11 protein-coding genes are annotated in these 16,782 nt (G+C 66.5%); 4 read left to right on the top strand and 7 right to left on the bottom strand.

The window, feature by feature from the left end; translation table 11 throughout:
- Positions 1 to 6: 6 nt before the first annotated feature.
- Both EDC36_RS05000 and hpf read right to left on the bottom strand, forming a co-directional pair.
- The gene (locus tag EDC36_RS05000) at positions 7 to 477 is read right to left on the bottom strand and encodes a PTS sugar transporter subunit IIA (RefSeq protein WP_132962155.1); all 471 of its coding nucleotides are present in this window, start codon (positions 475 to 477) and stop codon (positions 7 to 9) included.
- A gap of 132 nt (positions 478 to 609) precedes the next feature.
- Positions 610 to 942 carry a ribosome hibernation-promoting factor, HPF/YfiA family gene (hpf, locus tag EDC36_RS04995; RefSeq protein WP_132962154.1) on the bottom strand — a complete coding sequence of 111 codons (333 nt, stop codon included), beginning with the start codon at positions 940 to 942 and terminating at the stop codon, positions 610 to 612.
- Positions 943 to 1,166: 224 nt separating this feature from the next.
- Between hpf and EDC36_RS04990 the strand changes: the two genes are divergently transcribed.
- From EDC36_RS04990 to EDC36_RS04975, 4 genes are all read left to right on the top strand, one after another.
- Positions 1,167 to 2,402 (top strand): patatin-like phospholipase family protein, encoded by a 1,236-nt coding sequence (locus tag EDC36_RS04990; protein ID WP_132962153.1) that lies wholly within the window; start codon positions 1,167 to 1,169, stop codon positions 2,400 to 2,402.
- A gap of 187 nt (positions 2,403 to 2,589) precedes the next feature.
- Entirely contained in the window at positions 2,590 to 3,576 is a 987-nt protein-coding gene (gene corA / locus EDC36_RS04985) for a magnesium/cobalt transporter CorA (protein WP_132962152.1), read from the top strand.
- A gap of 61 nt (positions 3,577 to 3,637) precedes the next feature.
- Positions 3,638 to 3,916, top strand: coding sequence for a type II toxin-antitoxin system RelE/ParE family toxin (locus EDC36_RS04980; RefSeq protein WP_132962151.1), 279 nt, complete (start codon positions 3,638 to 3,640; stop codon positions 3,914 to 3,916).
- Between the two features lie 9 nt (positions 3,917 to 3,925).
- Complete coding sequence (locus EDC36_RS04975) at positions 3,926 to 4,231, top strand: HigA family addiction module antitoxin (RefSeq protein WP_132962150.1); 306 nt, start codon at positions 3,926 to 3,928, stop codon at positions 4,229 to 4,231.
- A 13-nt stretch (positions 4,232 to 4,244) separates the two neighbouring features.
- Here the strand turns inward: EDC36_RS04975 and EDC36_RS04970 are convergent, their stop codons facing one another.
- From EDC36_RS04970 to EDC36_RS04950, 5 genes are all read right to left on the bottom strand, one after another.
- Positions 4,245 to 4,997 (bottom strand): 5'-methylthioadenosine/adenosylhomocysteine nucleosidase, encoded by a 753-nt coding sequence (locus tag EDC36_RS04970; RefSeq protein ID WP_132962149.1) that lies wholly within the window; start codon positions 4,995 to 4,997, stop codon positions 4,245 to 4,247.
- Between the two features lie 25 nt (positions 4,998 to 5,022).
- Positions 5,023 to 6,738: a long-chain-fatty-acid--CoA ligase gene (locus EDC36_RS04965; RefSeq protein WP_132962148.1), complete on the bottom strand. Its 1,716-nt coding sequence runs from the start codon at positions 6,736 to 6,738 to the stop codon at positions 5,023 to 5,025.
- Positions 6,739 to 6,842: 104 nt separating this feature from the next.
- Complete coding sequence (locus EDC36_RS04960; protein ID WP_132962147.1) at positions 6,843 to 7,772, bottom strand: GlcNAc-transferase family protein; 930 nt, start codon at positions 7,770 to 7,772, stop codon at positions 6,843 to 6,845.
- Between the two features lie 7 nt (positions 7,773 to 7,779).
- The gene (locus EDC36_RS04955; protein ID WP_132962146.1) at positions 7,780 to 9,315 is read right to left on the bottom strand and encodes a methyltransferase regulatory domain-containing protein; all 1,536 of its coding nucleotides are present in this window, start codon (positions 9,313 to 9,315) and stop codon (positions 7,780 to 7,782) included.
- A 109-nt stretch (positions 9,316 to 9,424) separates the two neighbouring features.
- Positions 9,425 to 16,744 carry a retention module-containing protein gene (locus tag EDC36_RS04950; protein ID WP_132962145.1) on the bottom strand — a complete coding sequence of 2,440 codons (7,320 nt, stop codon included), beginning with the start codon at positions 16,742 to 16,744 and terminating at the stop codon, positions 9,425 to 9,427.
- Positions 16,745 to 16,782 lie beyond the last annotated feature (38 nt).

Below are 16,782 nucleotides of genomic sequence, written 5' to 3'. Positions count from 1 at the left end.
GGTGCATCAAGCCGGCGCGTGCGCCGACTGCCAGCTGGCGATCAACCCGTGCAGCGTGGCCGGGTTGTCGGCGGCCTTGAGCTGCTCGCGCAGCGACGCGTCGCTGAGCAACTCGGCGATTTCAGACAGAATTTCCAAATGCTTTTGCGTGGCCGCCTCGGGCACCAGCAGAAAAATCAACAGGCTGACGGGCTGCTCGTCCGGCGCATCGAAGCCGATGGGCTGCGCCAGCCGAAACACCGCCGCCATCGGCTGCTTGAGCCCCTTGATGCGGCCATGCGGGATGGCCACCCCATGCCCCAAGCCGGTCGAGCCCAGACGCTCGCGCGCAAACAGGCTGTCGGTGATGAGCGCGCGGTTGAGACCGTGCAGCGACTCGAACAGCAAACCGGCTTCCTCGAACGCGCGCTTTTTGCTGGTGGCATCGACGGCCACGAGCACATGCTCCGGGGGCAGGATGGCGGACAAACGGTTCATGGAAACTTCACCTTGGGCGCAGACCGCGGATGATACGCCGCCGCGTTGCATTTTGCCCACACTTGCAACGACAAACCGCCTGCGGCGGCAGGCGGTTTGTTGCGGCGCAGCAACACGCCGCGATTCCAGGCCTCAGGCCACCTCCCGTTTCATCGGCAGGTGGTGGTGCTCTTGCACCTTGTCTTTGTAGCGCAGCACCTGGCGGTCGAGCTTGTCGGCCAGCTCGTCCACCGCCGCGTACAGGTCGGCGTGCGTGCTTTCGGCGTAGATCTCCTTACCCTTGACGTGAATGTTGCATTCGGCCTTCTGGCGGTGATCCTTGTCCTTGATCTTGTCCACGGACAGCAGGACACGGATGTCCACCACCTGATCGAAGTGGCGGGAGATGCGCTCCAGCTTGGACGTGACGTAGCTGCGCAGCGCAGGCGTGACTTCGAGGTGGTGTCCGCTGATGGTCAGGTTCATGACGGGGCCTCCTATCGTTGCCTCAATGGACCCGGCCGCCGACCGACCGGGTTCGCCTTGTGGGGCGGCAGCCCGTGCGCCCGCCCCACGCCTTTACTATGCCCGTTTGACGCCGCCGTGACAAGCGCCCCGCCGCGCCCAACCCGGCCCCGGGATAGTCCCGATGGCCGCCGCGCCCCGCGCGCGTCGATACTGCATCGAGCCTTGCCCCGCCTGCGCCCACCATGGCCCTGGAAACCTTGCTCGCCACCGCCCTGCCCGCTGCAGGCCCACCCCCACCCGGGCGGCGGGCGCTGGTGCTGATGGGTGGCGGCGCGCGCACCGCCTACCAAGTGGGGGTGCTGCGCGCGCTGGCACGCTGGCTGCCTGCCGGCCAGCGGCTGCCGTTTGACGTGCTGGTGGGCACCTCGGCCGGCGCGCTCAACGCCACCTTCGTGGCCAGTTGCGCCGACGAGGGGCTGCACGCGCTGGACCGGCTGGCGTCGTTTTGGAGCCGGCTGCGCTCCGAGCAGGTGTACCGCCTGCACGCGCTGCGCCTGGGCCGCCCAAACCTGCTCAGCGCCGGGCTGACGCTGATGCGCCAGGTCCGCCGCCACCGCGCGCTGCTGGACAGCCTGCCGCTGGTGGACACGCTGCACCGCGCCATCGACCTGCCGCGGCTGGCCGCGGCCATCGACAACGGCGTGCTGTTCGCGCTGGGCGTGACGGCCTCCAGCTACACCACGGGCGAGCATTGGACGTTTTTTCAGGCCCGCGACGGCGCGCTGCCGCCCTGGCGCCGCCCCGGGCGGCGCGCCGAGCCGGCCGTCATCGGCATCGAGCACCTGATGGCCTCGGCCGCCATCCCGTTTCTGTTCCCCGCCGTGCCGCTGTGGGTCGATGGCCACAAGGAGTATTTCGGCGACGGCTCGATGCGCCAGCTCTCGCCGCTGTCGGCCGCCATCCACGCCGGCGCCGACCGCATCCTGGTCATCGGCGTCGGCCAGCCGCAGCGGGCCGCGCTGGGCCGCAGCAGCGCCACCGGCGGCGAGCCCAGCGCCGGCACCATCGCCGGCCACGCCCTGGCCAGCGTGTTCCACGACACGCTGCAGGCCGACGTGGAGCAGGCCCAGCGCGTCAGCCGGGCGTTGCGCGCGCTGCCCCCCGCCGTGGCACAGGCGTTGCCCTACCGCCCGGTGGAGGTGCTGGCCATCCAACCCAGCGCGTCGCTGGACGAGCTGGCGCTGCAACACGCGCACGCGCTGCCGCGCGCCACCCGCGACACGCTGGCCGGCCTGGGGGCGCTGGAAACGCGCCGCGGCAGCGCGGGCAGCGCCGCCGCGCTGGCCAGCTACCTGCTGTTCGAGCCGCCCTTCGTGCACGCCCTGATGCGCCTGGGCGAAGCCGACGCCCAGGCGCACGCCGCGGCGCTGCGCGCGCTGCTGGCCGACCGCCCCGAACCGGCCGCCGCAGTGCCATAATGCAGGCTTCACCGTAGCCTTGGAGCCCACCGTGGAAAGCAGCCCTAGTCGCGTGCTTGCGGTGCCGGCGCCCGGCCTGCGGCGCGACGGCTGACGGCGCCCCCGTGGCGCGGCCTTGCGTGTGCGGGTGGGGTGCGCGCCGCCGCAAGCGCTTGCCCTCCCCAACACCGACCCGTCCCGCGCCGCCATGCTCAACGTCTTCACGCTCGTCAACGGCCGCCTGTTCCAGGAAGAAATCGAATCCCTGGAAGATCTGGCCCGCTTTCAACCGATCTGGGTCGACATGGAGTCGCCCACGCCCGAGGAACGCCGCTGGGTGCGCCAGCACTTCGGCCTGTCGATCCCCGAAGACGCGATGGACGACGACATCGAGGAGTCGGCGCGCTTCTTTGAGGAAGACAACGGCGAGCTGCACGTGCGCTCGGACTTCCTCATCGACGACGACGATGGCCCGCGCCATGTGCGCGTGGCCTTCATCCTCAACGAACGCAACGCCGAACTGCGCAGCCACGGCGTGCTGTTTTCCATCCACGACGAGGACCTGCCGGTGTTTCGCCTGCTGCGGCTGCGCGCGCGGCGCATGCCCGGCCTCATCGACGACGCCAAGGACGTGCTGCTGGCGCTGTACGACACCGACGTCGAGTACTGCGCCGACATCCTGGAGGGCGTGCACGACGAGCTGGAATCGATCAGCGCGCAGGTGCTGTCGGGCCAACTGACCGACGACAGCGCGCAGCAGGTGCTGTCGGCCATCGCCCGCCACGAGGACCTCTCCGGCCGCATTCGGCGCGACATGATGGACACGCGCCGCGCCATCAGCTTTTTGATGCGCATGCGGCTGCTCAGCGCCGAGCAGTTCGAAGACGCGCGCCAGATCCTGCGCGACATCGACTCGCTCGAGGGTCACACGTCGTTCGTGTTCGACAAGATCAACTTTCTGATGGACGCCACCATCGGCTTCATCAACATCAACCAGAACAAGATCATCAAGATCTTCTCGGTGGCCAGCGTGGCGCTGCTGCCGCCCACGCTGATCGCCAGCATCTACGGCATGAACTTTCAGTACATGCCCGAGCTGGAGTGGCGCCTGGGCTACCCGTTCGCGCTGGCGCTGATGGTGGCCAGCGCCCTGCTGCCCATGTGGTACTTCCGCCGCCGCGGCTGGCTGCGCTGAAGCCTTGGGGTGCACAACCTGTTCCGCTTGACAGAATCCTTTTGGCGGAACACTATTGGGCATGATCCATTCGTTTGCGTGCTGCGACACCGAGGCGCTGTTCCACAGCCGACCCGTGGCACGGTTCAGCAACATCGAGCGGGTGGCGCGACGCAAGCTGCTGCAACTGCACGCGGCCACCGAGCTGGCCAGCCTGCGCATTCCCCCTGGCAACCGGCTCGAAGCCCTGCAGGGCGATCGCCAAGGACAACACAGCATCCGCATCAACGACCAATGGCGCGTTTGTTTCGTTTGGAAATCCGACGGCGCGCACCAAGTCGAGATCGTGGACTACCACTAGGAGCCGATCATGGCCGAGTTGCTCGACGAAATCCACCCGGGGGAAATCCTGCTGGAAGAATTCATGAAACCGCTGGGCATCACCGCCCGCCAGTTGGCGGCCGACATCGACGTGCCGCCCAGTCGCATCAGCGACATCGTGCACGGCCGTCGCCCCATCACGGCCGACACGGCCCTGCGGTTGGGCTTGTACTTTGGCATGGAGCCCCGGTTTTGGGTCAACCTGCAAGCGGAGTACGACACCCGCGTGGCGATGCGCGAGCGTTACGCCACCATCGCGCCACGTATCCGTGCGCGGCGACCCGCCGTGGCCTGAAGCGGCGACGCCCTCACAGCAGGTTGAGCGCCTTGCGCACGATGCGCGCACTGTAGTGGCGCGCCACGTCGCGCATGAAGGCCTGGAAGTCCACGTGCGCCTCGTCGTCGGCACGGTCGGATGCCGTGCGCACCGCCGCAAACGGCGTGCCGTAGTCGGCGCACACCTGCGCCACGGCGGCGCTTTCCATGTCCACGGCCAGCGCGTCGGGCAGCGCCTCGCGCAGCGCCTGCGACTCGGCCGCGCTGGTGATGAAGCGGTCGCCGCTGATGATGAGCCCCTGGTGCACCGTGGGGCGGTGCAGCCCCAGCGCGCGCAGCGTCTCGGCGCTCACGAGCTTGGGCAGCCAGGTGACGGCATCGCGCGCGGCTTCGGTGAGCACCTGCACCAGCACCGCGTCGGCGGCAAAGCGGCTCACGCCCGTGCCGGGCACCTCCCAGCGCGGAAACAGCGGCGCGGCGCTCAAGTCGTGCTGCAGGCAGTGGGTGCCCACCACCACGTCGCCCACCTCCACCCCCGGCGCCAAGCCGCCGGCCACACCGGTGAACAGCACGTACTGCGGCGCGAAACGCTCGTGCAGGATCGCCGACGTCGTGGCGCCGGCCACCTTGCCGATGCCGCTGAGCACCGCCACCACCTCGTGCCCCTGCAGGTGCCCAAGCCAAAACTCCCGCCCGGCGACGCGCTGCACGCGCTCATCGGGCATCAGGGCCAGGATTTCGGCCAGCTCTTCGTGGACGGCGCTGATGACGGCAATGCGGGCCATGGCTGCAAAGGGGCTCGATCAAGGGTCAGGAGGCGGGTTTGTCCCGCAATTCTCGCCGCAAAATCTTGCCCACGGGCGTCTTGGGTAGCTCGGTGCGGAACTCGATCACCTTGGGCCGCTTGTAGCCGGTCAGGTTGGCCGCGCAGTACTCGCGGATGTGCTCCTCGGTCAGGCCGGGGTCCTTGCGCACGACAACCAGCTTGACCGCCTCGCCCGAATGCTCGTCCGCAATGCCCACCGCCGCGCACTCCAGCACCCCTTCCATCTGCGCCACCACGTCCTCCACCTCGTTGGGGTAAACGTTGAAGCCCGACACCAGGATCATGTCCTTTTTGCGGTCGACGATTCTGAAGTAGCCGCGCTCGTCCATCACCCCGATGTCGCCGGTGCGAAAGTAGCCGTCGGCCGTCATCACGCGCGCCGTCTCATCCGGGCGCTGCCAGTAGCCGGCCATGACCTGCGGCCCGCGGATGGCGATCTCGCCCGGCGTGCCCACCGGCACCTCGTTACCCTCGTCGTCGATGCACTTCATCTCGGTGCTGGGGATCGGCACCCCGATGGTGCCGGAAAACGCCTTGACCGTGACCGGGTTGCAGCACACCGAGGGGCTGGTCTCGCTCAGGCCGTAGCCCTCGCAGATCGGGCAGCCGGTGCGCTCCAGCCAACGCTTGGCCACCGCCGCCTGCACCGCCATGCCACCGCCCAGCGACACGCGCAGGTTGCGCCAGTTGACGGTGTCGAACTCCGGGTGGTTCAGCAGCGCGTTGAACAGCGTGTTGACCGCCGGAAAGCTGTGGAACGTGTGCTGGCGCAGCTCCTTGAGCACCGCGGGGATGTCGCGCGGATTGGGGATCAGGATCGTTTTGCCGCCGGTGCGCAGCCCCAGCATCATGTTCACCGTGAAGGCAAAGATGTGGTACAGCGGCAGCGCGCACACGGCGGTGGGCTGCTCGTCCGCCGGGATGGTCTTGCGCGCCGGCGCCTCCCACGCCTCGGACTGCAACACGTTGGCGATCAGGTTGCGGTGCAGCAGCACCGCGCCTTTGCTGACGCCGGTGGTGCCGCCGGTGTACTGCAGCACCGCCACGTCGTTGGGGCCCACCTCCGGGCGGCGGTACGTGCCCTTGCGCCCGCGCGCCAGCGCCGCGTTGAAGCGCACCGCCTGTGGCAGCTCGAACGGCGGCACCAGCTTTTTGACGTGCCGCACCACCGCGTTGACGATGAGGCCCTTGATCCCCAGCAGGTCGCCCATCGACGCCAGCACCACGTGCTGCACCGGCGTGTGCGCCAGGCACTGCTGCAGCGTGTGGGCGAAGTTTTCGATGATGACGATGGCCTTGGCCCCGCTGTCCTTGAGCTGATGTTCCAGCTCACGCGCCGTGTACAGCGGGTTGACGTTGACCAGCACGTAGCCCGCGCGCAGGATGGCCGCGACCGCCACCGGGTACTGGATGCAGTTGGGCATCATCACCGCCACGCGCTCGCCGCGCGCCAGCCCCAGCCCCTGCAGGTACGCCGCCAGCGCACGCGACAGCTCGTCCACCTGCGCGTAGGTCCAGGCCTTGCCCAAAAAGCTGTACGCCGACCGCGCCGCGTACTTGGCAAAGCTTTCCTCCATCAACGCCACCAGCGACGGGTACTGGCTGGCGTCGATGGTGGCCGGCACCCCTTCGGGGTACTGCTGCAGCCAGGGTTTGTCGGCAGCGGTCACGGGGCGGGTTTCGCTGCTGGCACTGCTCATGGGGTCTCCTCTGACGTCAAGCTGACAATCGCCCCATTATGACGCAGCCCTCCCCCGCCGCGGGTGGGGGTTAGGGAAAATACGAACGTTCGTTCGCGTTTACGTCATGCCGCACAAGGACGCGGCCGCATCGTGCGCGACTTGAAGTCCACCCCCGCCAACACCTCGAAGTCGGCCAGCGGCCGGGCCGTGCCCAGCCCGTAGCGGTCGATCTGCGTCAGCGCGGTCGGGTCGGTGGGCGCCTCGCCCGCCAGCAGGTGGCGCACCCGCGCGAAAGACAGGGCGTTGAGCCGCGTCCAGTCGCGGTTGTCCTGCCAGTGCTTGGGGCGCCCGCGGTCGTGCGTGTAGTCGTGGTACAGCAGCACATCGTTGGGCGCGAACACGTCCCAGCCGTGCGTATACAACCGCGCCGACAGCGTGGACTCCTCGCCGTGGAAGTACAGATGTGGGTCGTACGGCACCTCGTCAAAGGCCGCCGCGGGCGCGAAGATGCACCCCGCCCCTACAAACGCCTGCCACACCGGCGCAGGGGGACGCTGCGCGTAGGGGATGGCGTGCGAATGCAGGACCAGGATGCCTTGCTCGTTGAAGGCTTTGGGCCGCGTGACGGGAATGGCGGGGTCGGCCAGCTGCCGCGGCGGCGTGTAGGGCATCGGGTGGCACGACAGCACGGCGCGCGGGTTACCAAGCTCCGCCCACATGCGCAAAAAACGCTCATCCCAGCCTGGCGCAAAGCGCGTGTGGCTGTCGATCTGCAGCACGAAAGGCTCGTCGCCGCGCAGCTCGGTCAGGATGCGGTGCCGCGCCCAGCATGCCCCCAGGCTGCTGGCCGCGTGCACGCACAGTTGCCGCACCGCTGGCCCCTCGGGCGCCAGGCAGTCATCGTCCACCGCCGGCACCACCTGCGACAACACCCCAAACACCACCCGCTGCGGCTGCGCAGCCTGCGCCAGCGCATCGCGGATCGTGGGGGCCGTCTCGGTGTCGCGGTAGTTGGCCACCGAGATGAAGATGCGCGCCCCCGTTTTCGCCATGGCCCCATCACCCCAAGGCCAGCGCCGCCGCAATCGGCTCCTGTGTGGTCGCGTAGCGTTGCGCTCGCTCGGTCAGCTCGCGCAGGTGCTCCTCCCGGCTCTGCAGGGGTTTGCCATCTTTGACCAGCCGCTCGTTGCGGCTGAACAGGACTTCGCACACCACCCGGGCCCACCTCTGCGGATCGGACTCACCCTGCCGGGCAAGCGCCCAGAACATCTGCTCGAACCGTCCCATCGACACGGCCCCACCGGTGACCGCGCTGGCCAGCCAACCACCGCCATCGGCGCCGTCAAAAGCACGACGGACCAAGGCTTGGTTGAGGCCAGCCACCCCGGGACGCACGACCGCTGGGTCATGGTCTGCCACCAAATGCACCTGGCCCGTGGCGATGAGCAGGGTCACGGCCTGCACCAGTTGATCGAAATGCACCCCGGCCGGGGCCACGGCAGCCTCCAGCGCCTCCACGGCGCGCACGGCATGATCCGCCAGCGCATCGACGACCGGCCCGTAGATGTTGGGGGCCATGTCTGCCTCGCCCAGGGTACCAGTAACCTTGAACCGCACCTGCGCCCGCGGCACCACCAGCACAACCCGCTGCTGCCGCAGCAAGGCGCGCCGTTCGTCCGGCCCGAGCGGCACCGCCCCTTTGACCCAGTAATCGCGCCGGAACTGCTGGTTGACCAGCACATCGCGCACCGTTTCGCGGTGCACCGGGTCGGGAATGTCGCGCAGCAGCGCGCGCTGGGCATCCGTCAGGTTGAGCGGCTCCACATGATCGGTCAGGTGCGCCGAGGCGGCCCAGGTCAGCTTGGCCTCGCTCATCTGCTGGGCGATGTCGGCAAAGTACATCGGCTCCCAGTCTTGGTTGAAATATTCGTGGGCCAGATAAGCGCGGCTTTGCTGCCGCAGCCGTTGCACGCGCCCCGCCACGGTGGGAGCCGCCTTGGCGTACTGCGGCTGCGTCCCCATCACCCGCTCGACAAACGCCAGGGCGGCGCCAATCCGCTCGGCCATGCCCGCCCCAGACGCCGTCATGGTTTCGGCGTGACGCGCCATCAGGTGTCGCACGGGCGCGAACGCTGCCCAACCCGGCAGGGTGTTGTAGCTGGCGTACACCACACCGCCCACCCGCAGGTGCCGGCGCACAAAGTCCACGATCAACTCGCGGTTGCGCCGCGACACCCAGCTCCAGATACCGTGCAAACCGATGAAATCGAACATCGGCACACCGTCGCGCTGGCCAAACTCGGCAAACGCGTCGTCAAACAAACGAGCGCGCCCGCCCCCAGCCTGTGCCAAGCGTTGGGCGTGAGCCACCTGGGCGGGGTTGAAATCCGTCCCCCACCACGCCACGGTGGAGGCCGCCGCGTGAATATTGACGCTGAGCCCCTGCCCAAAACCCAGTTCGCACGCCTCACGCACATCGGGCGGCGCCCACCCCTTGAGCAGCAGCGCCCAGCGCGCCCGCAGGGGGTTGAGCTCGTGGTAGTAACCGTGCGTGTACGTGATCTCGGTGACGTAACCGTCGGACCAATCGGCCATGTGACCTCCCCCGCCAACGCAAAGGGCACCCCTTGGGCAGAGGTGCCCCGTCTCAACCGACCGCCACCGCGCCGCCGGGTATCTCCATACGGCACGGCGGCGATCCTCATCAGGTCGGATCGCCGGTCTTGGTGATGGTGGCCAGATCCGGGGTCAGCGACGTGTCGATGGCGATCTGCACCGCGGCCGTGGTGGCGTTCTCCACCACCACCTGCTGCTGCACGCCACCCGCATCCGCGCCGTTGCTGTCCACCGACAGGGTCACGTTCGAACCGGCGGTCGCCTCGGTCACCGTCAGCGGCGCGGAATCCTCGGGCAGCACGTCCTGGATCCGGATCGCATCGTCGCTGCCGAAGCTCTTGACCACGTCCGAGTCGCCCGTGTTGGTGTCCGACAGGTTGATGACCACCACATCCTGACCCGTCCCCAAGTCGAAGGTGTCGCTGCCGGCGCCGCCGACGAGGGTGTCGTTGCCAGCGCCGCCGAGCAGGGTGTCGTTCTTGTCACCGCCGATCAGCACGTCATCCCCGGTGCCGCCGACCAAGGTATAGCCCTTGTCGTTACCGGCCACACCAACATCCTGATCGGTGAAGGTGCCGAGTGCACCAACCGCGTCGTCCAGGGTCTCGCCATTTTCTGCCACGGCGGCCGTCGTGGTCGTGGACGACCCCCCCGAGGTCGTGTTGGTGGTCTTGGACAGCTCCACCGTCTTGCCATCATCACCCACGTAGGTGGTGGTGACCACGGTGGTCGTGGTGGTGGTCACGTCCGTCTTGGTCGTCGTGACACCGGTCACGGTATCCGCGCTGATCGCATCGAGCCGGCCATCGTTGTTGGCATCGATGGTGACATGGAACTGGGTATCCACCTTGTCGCCATCGCCATCGGTGGCCCAGGCGTTGAAGACCAGGGTCAGGTCATAGGCCGTGGTGACCGTGGTCGTGGTCGTGGTCGTTGTCGTGGCGTCGGTGGTGATGGTGGTCTTGTACGACTTGTCGTAGGTGTAGTTGACCTTCACACCAGCATCGGGGTCAATCCGGTAGCCGTCGCCATCCCCCGCGGTGAAAGTGACCGTATCGGAAGTACCCAACGTCACCTTGATTGGCGTATCAATGTTGGCGTTATCCCCTTGGGTTGTTGGTGCGGTAACCGAGCCATCGTTGGTCTTCCCCCCGCCCACATCCCAGCTCGCCTTGTCACCTTTGCCAAAGTGATCAAGCGTCAGATCCAGGCTGGTGATGGTGACATTGGATGCCCCGGCCGGCAAACCGCTGGCACTGATTTCAAGTTTCAACGACTCCGTAGGGGCACGTCCACTGGGGTTGTCGATGAAGTTGTTGCCCACCCCGATTCCTTGGGTCGACCAGTTGACCTCATCCGCGTTTTCGCCGGTCTCGTTATCGCCATCGCTGCCGGTGGCTTTGATAGTGAAGGTAATACCGGACGAGCTGTCGGTCTGGCTGATGTTGAGCACCTCGCCCTTGCCACCACCCTTGCTGTCCCCAGTAAACGTCACACTGTCGGTAACGGTCTTGGTGATCGTCCCGTACTCAACCTTGTCCCCCGTCGTCGTGTCAACGTTGGTGGCGGTCTGGGTGGCGGTCGTGGTGTACGCATCGACCGTGCCCAGCATCGTCACGGTGTAAGTACCCGTTGGCAGGCCGTTGCTATCGCGGTCGAGCGCGACGGTGAAGACCACCTCGTCGGTGCCTTCCTTGACCGCCTTGAGACCACCCGAGCCATCGTCCACGTACACAAGGTTGGTACCGCCCGACTTCACGATCGCGGCATCACCGTTGCCAGCGATGGCGGTGACATAACGAACGGTCGGGTTGCCGTCGTCCTTGGTCGCCACGTCCTCAATGGCGGCATCCTTGCCCCAGCCGTCTGCGCCGGGTTCGATACCCAGCGACGCCGTGGCCGTCACCGGATCGGGTGGGGTCACGATCACCGTTTCCTGCAACAGGTTAACCATGGAATTGTGATCGCTGACGTCGATGATCTTGACCATCCCCTCGGCGCCGCTGGCCGTGGTCACGCCCGTGGTCAGGCGGGTCAGATCCGGGTCGGTCACCGGGGTTTCCACCGCCACAACAAACAGGTGATTGACCGTGGTACCAACAAAGTCCTTCCAGGCCTGCACATAGTTGGCATCCACAGCATCCCCCGACGCATTGATTACGGAGGGATTGGCCTGTGGATCGACCGCACCGGTCCAGCTGTACTCGCGGTTGGGGACCCCGTCGGTGATGAAATACGCCACGGTCTGGTCAGCCGCCGGCCGTGGGTCGGTCGCGGTACCCGCATCCGGGCCGTCGCCGCGGATAGTGTGGTGAATGGCCGCTTCATAATTGGTGTAGCCGTTCGCGCTCAGACCGGCCAAGAAGGTCTTCGCATCGGCAGCGCTCATCCAACCGGTCGATTGGGCGTTGGTCGAGAAAGTGGTGAACTGGACGTTAACACCGCCGTTGCTCTGGTATTGGTCAATCAGCGCGTCCAACGCGGCTTGCGCCGCCGCGAGCTTGGCTCCCCCCATGCTGCCGGACACATCCAATGTGACGATGACATTGGTCACCGGCAGGATCGTGTTGACGGTGGGCGAGACATTGGCGATCAATACATTCTGCGCGCCATTGGCCACGGCCACATCGTCCTGCACCTGGGCGTTGAGCGCGACTTGGACGGTATCGCCGTCCTTGTCCTGCGCCACCAGCTTGAGCGACTCCAACTGCAGCCAGTCTTCGCCCTGCTCCTTGTGCATCATCGGGCCAGTCACGGTCACCGTGTAGTCACCGTTTTGGGCGATCTGCATCGTGGCCGCAGCCTTGGACGCATCGGTGGTGACCTTGCCGTCCTGGTCGAAGTACACCGTGGCGCCGCTGGCCCCCACGCTGACTGTGGTGCTGCCCACCACGACGCCCGTGACCTTGCCAAAGCCGTCGGCGCCCCAGTTGACTGTGCCGGTCATGGTCTGGGTACCGGTGGTATGGCTTAGGTCGGGGGATTCGGCCTCCTTATTGCCGTTCAGGCCGGGCACCGATTCCTCTTCCAACTTGACGTCAATCGCAACATCTTTGCCATCCAACAGCTTGACCACCGGCGCATCGTCCTCGACGGACACACTCAGGGTCATGGTATCGGTCAGACCGGTCGCCAGCGAACTGGGGCGATCGTTGGCGATGACCGTGAAGCTCAGGTTGAGGCTGTCGTTGTCGTTCCAGAAGCCCTGCTCCGCCCCCGGCACGGCATGGTCGATAGGCCCATCAATGTCCACCTTGGCGCTGTAGCCGTCGACGTAATTGCCGCTGATGCTGACGGTGGCAATCGTCGTGTCACCCACCTTGCCGACAAGGGTCGTCGGGGTGCTGCCCGACCACGACCAAGTGACCGCCAGCCCGCCGGAGGTTACGATCGGCAGCCCCGACGTCGAGAAATAGACAGTCGGCACATCCCCGATGTCCGGATCCGCCACACCGAACGTCTTGCTGTCCTGGTCGGTCTGCCCTGATCCTTCCCTGTTACCGCTGGGCAGCGCGTCTTCCTGCACTGCCAGACTCAGGCTGTCGACGTTTTCCTCGGCATACTTGCTGGTTTCACCCGTATCTTTGACACCATCGCGGTCTTTGTCGATCCAGATTTCCTGCGTGGAATCCTTACCCGTGACAAACTCAGGCCGGTCGTTCACGCCCGTGACCGTGACCGTCAGGTTGGCCACATCGGTGTCGCCGTCGGCATCCTTCATCTGGTAGTTGAAGGTATCGGTCTGCTTGACGCCTTCACCCAGGGCGATGGCCTTGACGGTGTCCAACGTGTAGGTGGCATCGCCATCTTTCTCGATGGCCAGCTTGCCCACGATACCGTTGGCGTCGAGCGCGGTTTCGCCCGAGGTGTCGAAGAAATCGGTGGTGTTGTAGGTGCGGTCGCCACCGGCGCGGTTCCAGACCACCTCGGCGGGCGCCCCCTCGGCCTTGCCTTCGTACTGGTCGTTGACCAGCAGGTTGACCGATTTCGTGGCCTCGGTGGCCAGCAGCGTCAACGTATCGTCTGCCGCCACGGGTCCGGCGTCCTGGAAGTTGATCGCTCGGCCAATATCAAACCGATTGGACGCCGTATCCAGATCGCCATCCTTGGCGGTGGCCATCAGCGCCACCACGCCATCGCCCAGATTGGTGATTTCGTGCGGATCGTTGCTCGGGTGCATGACGGCGCGGTACAGGTCCACGGTCAGCACGCCGGTCGACGCATCGACGGCCAGTTTCAGCACCTCGGTCTTGACCGCAGGGGTCGAATCGTCCCCGCCCACCATAACGTAGCCGATGATCGAGCCATCGGTCTGTTGCTCCATCGTGACCGTTTGGCCCGTGGCGCTGTCCTTGAGCGTGGTTGTTTTGCTGCCGCTGCCATCCAGCACCTGCAGCCCAAAGACTTCCGACCCCGTTGCGGCGGCCCCATCCGCCCCGAAATTGAACTGGAAGCGACTGGACAGCTGGGTTTCGCCCGTGTCGTCGTCCGTATCGGTGCTGGTGCCCTTGTCCGCTTCCGCATCCTTGACCAACAGGGGCACGCCGGACCACTGGATGGTCAGATTGACGTCGTCGTAGTCCTTGTCGGATGAGCCGGTGGTGATCTTCAGGTCTTCCCAGTTGAAGTTGCCCTTGCTGGACTGGCCCGCCGAGGTGCCCGAGGGTGTGGCCTGCACATGCGACTGACCGTCGGGGTTGAGCCGCTGGTCCGAGAAGTACACCGGTGCGCCGTCCCCCGACAATGCGGTGGCACCGACCTTGGCCACCCACTGACCACCGACCTGCTCGAAGGTGACGGCAGTGTTGCTGGTCAGGCCCGTATTTTTGTTGTCTCCATTGGGGATGAGGAAAAAGCCAACCTGGTCCGGCGACACGCCAGACGGCAGCGCCACCGAGGTCGAGGTTCCGGTCTTGACGTTGTCCCAGATGACGGTACCCGAGACGGGGTTGCCACTGGCGTCCTTGATGTACCAGCCAAAGCTGTTGTTGTAGCCGGCCTCGCTGCCTTTGTACTCGACCGTGAAGGTGGGCACCAGACCCTGGGTGGGCGGATTGACCACCACCTCGGGCACGTCGTCCTGGACGCGGGCCGTCAGATCCACCTGGATGCGGTCACCGTCCTTGTCCTGGCCGACCAAGGTGATCGTGCTGAGGTCGAGCCAGTCCTCAACGGCTTGCATGGCGGCATCACGGTCTGCCTCGTCCAAACCCGCCAAATCGGTGTGGGTGGCCGTCCCGTGCTGCAGCCGCCCCACGACTTCGAGGGTGTACTTGCCCGCGTCGTCGCCCGTCGCATGGATGGTGAGAATGGCGCCGACGGCGTCCGTGCTGTCGGGCGCCAGCGCCTTGCCATCGACACCGAACTGAACGGTGATGACGCCGCCGTCCGGGCTGTAGTCCCGACCGTCGACCGTCGCCTTGACGACGCCACCGAAGGTGTCGGCGCCCCAGTGGATGACGCCCTCCTTGATCGTGCCATCGCCCTGGGTTCCCAGTCCGTCGTCGGTTTCGTTGTTGCCGCCGATGCCCTCGACAGACTCTTCCTCGAGGTCGAGTTGTTGTAACCCGACGGGTTGCTCGTCCTCGCCCAGGATAAGCTGGGGCACGTCGTCACCAAACGCCAGTTTGCCGTTCAGGTCCAGGGTCTGGGTGGCTTGGTCGTCGTCGCTGTCGGTGGCTGTGATGTTCAGAACAAAGGGAACTTCGCCCAGATTGAGCACCTTCAGCTCATCGGGGCCTTCGTTGTTTACGCCGTCCGGCGCGTCGTGCAGGATGGCGCGCTGCTGCTGAAGGACCAGTTGACCGAATCCGTCTACGGTCAACGTGAATGCGGGCAAGCCTTCCACGTTCGGCTCACCCTCGTTGCCCAACCGCGCCCAGACGGTGCGGCCATCGTCCGAGGTGTAGAGGTAAAGGGGCTCGCCAGTCAGCGTGTCGAACAAACCGGACGGCACACCGTTCAAGTCGCCAAACGCGAACGTCATGCCCGGCTCGCCGCTCGGCGGGGGCTCGTCGCTCGGCCCTTCATCCGGAACGAGCTTCGGCCCATCGGCACCAAACACCACCCGGAACACCGTGCCCATCACCTCGGCCTGGTCCGTTTCCGCGTCGCTGTCTGCGTCGGTGCCCGACTCCAACGCCTTGTCCTCGGTGCGCAGCTGAGGCAATTCGGCCATGACGGGCTCGTCGCCTTCGCCTTCCATTTCCACCGGCAGGATTTGGGGGCCGTCGTCGGTGATCGTGATGTCAATCCCCGACGAGGCCAGCACCGTACCGCCCGGCGCACGAACTTCGATGACGAATGGATCCAGAACCGTGTCGTCTTCGTAGGTGTCGTCACCGTCCAATACGTCGAACGGCCCATCGCCGTCGTCGCCATTGACCTCCGGCACGGGGTGTGTCACGTTACCGGTCAACGTATAGGTGTACGAATACACCCCCCCCTCTCCGAGCGTGACCGTGATGGTGCCGTACTCACCCTCCAGCGTCCATGGGCCGGCACCTATCAGCTGGACTTCATCGCCATCGTCGTTGACCAGCCAAATGGTGTTGGGGACGTTGCCCGGTGTGTAGGAGAACGACCCTGTGACAGTTTCATAGTCCTCGCTGGACCGCGTACCGGGCGAGCCGCTGTTCTGGTTGCCGGTGCCCTCACCCCCTTCGTCGAGTGAGCTTTCGCGAACAGTGCCCGTACCCCCCGTGATGGTGGGGGGCACGACCGGCGGTTCGGTGGCGGGTGGCTCGGTGGCGGGTGGCTCGGTGGCGGGCGGCTCGGTGGCGGGCGGCTCGGTGGCGGGCGGCTCGGTGGCGGGCGGCTCGGTGGCGGGCGGCTCGGTAGCTGGCGGCTCGGTAGCTGGCGGCTCGGTAGCTGGCGGCTCGGTGGCGGGCGGCTCGGTGGCGGGCGGCTCGGTGGCGGGTGGCTCGGTCGGCTCCGGCGCCTCCGCCGCCAGCAACGGCGCGTCGATCGGCCCTTGCGGGTCGAATTGGTAGGCATAGGACTGCGGGGTGACGGGCTCGACGATGCGCGCCAGCATGACGAAGCTGGCGCCGTCGTTTTCACCGCCACCTGCGGCGCCGGCGGCCGCGGGGTCGAGCTGCTCGGTCAGGTCGCCGCCCTGCTGCAGGATTTGGGTGATTTGCTCGATGGTTTGCGGCTGCACCGCGGCGTCGGCGGCGGTGGGGGTGGCGTCGGTGGCGACGATGCTTTCGTCGACCCGCACGGCCTGCGCCGGACCCATGGCCATGATTTGGCCGTCGTCGAGCAGCAGCTCCAACTGCGCGCCGGCGCCGGTGCGGATGACCTGGCCCTTTTCGATGACGTCGCCCACCTTGAGGGCACGCACGCTGCCATCGGGCAGGATGACGGCGGCGTTGCCGGTGAGCTTGACGACGGTGGCTTTGGCCATGGCGGACTCCTTGCAGGGTTGTGCGTACGATGCACGCA

Origin of the sequence: Tepidimonas ignava (assembly GCF_004342625.1) — a bacterium.
Lineage (GTDB): Bacteria > Pseudomonadota > Gammaproteobacteria > Burkholderiales > Burkholderiaceae_C > Tepidimonas > Tepidimonas ignava.
This window is presented reverse-complemented; position numbering and strand designations above follow the sequence as displayed.

What these genes read in the sequence shown, in the direction of transcription:
- EDC36_RS05000 (WP_132962155.1), bottom strand. Translation starts at nt 477, where the DNA reads ATGAACCGTTTGTCCGCCATCCTGCCCCCGGAGCATGTGCTCGTGGCC.
- hpf (WP_132962154.1), bottom strand. Translation starts at nt 942, where the DNA reads ATGAACCTGACCATCAGCGGACACCACCTCGAAGTCACGCCTGCGCTG.
- EDC36_RS04990 (WP_132962153.1), top strand. Translation starts at nt 1,167, where the DNA reads ATGGCCCTGGAAACCTTGCTCGCCACCGCCCTGCCCGCTGCAGGCCCA.
- corA (WP_132962152.1), top strand. Translation starts at nt 2,590, where the DNA reads ATGCTCAACGTCTTCACGCTCGTCAACGGCCGCCTGTTCCAGGAAGAA.
- EDC36_RS04980 (WP_132962151.1), top strand. Translation starts at nt 3,638, where the DNA reads ATGATCCATTCGTTTGCGTGCTGCGACACCGAGGCGCTGTTCCACAGC.
- EDC36_RS04975 (WP_132962150.1), top strand. Translation starts at nt 3,926, where the DNA reads ATGGCCGAGTTGCTCGACGAAATCCACCCGGGGGAAATCCTGCTGGAA.
- EDC36_RS04970 (WP_132962149.1), bottom strand. Translation starts at nt 4,997, where the DNA reads ATGGCCCGCATTGCCGTCATCAGCGCCGTCCACGAAGAGCTGGCCGAA.
- EDC36_RS04965 (WP_132962148.1), bottom strand. Translation starts at nt 6,738, where the DNA reads ATGAGCAGTGCCAGCAGCGAAACCCGCCCCGTGACCGCTGCCGACAAA.
- EDC36_RS04960 (WP_132962147.1), bottom strand. Translation starts at nt 7,772, where the DNA reads ATGGCGAAAACGGGGGCGCGCATCTTCATCTCGGTGGCCAACTACCGC.
- EDC36_RS04955 (WP_132962146.1), bottom strand. Translation starts at nt 9,315, where the DNA reads ATGGCCGATTGGTCCGACGGTTACGTCACCGAGATCACGTACACGCAC.
- EDC36_RS04950 (WP_132962145.1), bottom strand. Translation starts at nt 16,744, where the DNA reads ATGGCCAAAGCCACCGTCGTCAAGCTCACCGGCAACGCCGCCGTCATC.